Annotated in this window: 1 protein-coding gene; it reads left to right on the top strand. The window is 60.4% G+C overall.

Going from position 1 to position 278, the window contains the following annotated elements:
• Window positions 1–278: ABC transporter permease subunit (locus SB765_RS29275; protein WP_410932441.1), on the top strand; the 278-nt coding region annotated here is incomplete at both ends.

The raw sequence follows: 278 nt of genomic DNA on the forward strand, positions 1-278 counted from the left end.
TTCTTCGCTGCGCTGCAATCGATCCCCAAATCGCTGGTGGAAGCCGCCGCCATTGACGGTGCCGGACCGGTGCGTCGCTTCTTCAACCTCTCGCTGCCACTAATTACGCCGGTCAGCTTCTTCCTGCTGGTGGTGAATCTGATCTACGCCTTCTTCGATACCTTCCCGGTGATCGATGCCGCCACCGGCGGCGGGCCGGTGCAGGCGACCACCACGCTGATCTACAAAATCTATCGCGAAGGCTTTACCGGTCTGGATCTCTCCTCGTCCGCTGCGCA

Source organism: Pseudomonas sp. SIMBA_067 (assembly GCF_046534675.1).
GTDB classification, from domain to species: Bacteria; Pseudomonadota; Gammaproteobacteria; order Pseudomonadales; family Pseudomonadaceae; genus Aquipseudomonas; species Aquipseudomonas putida.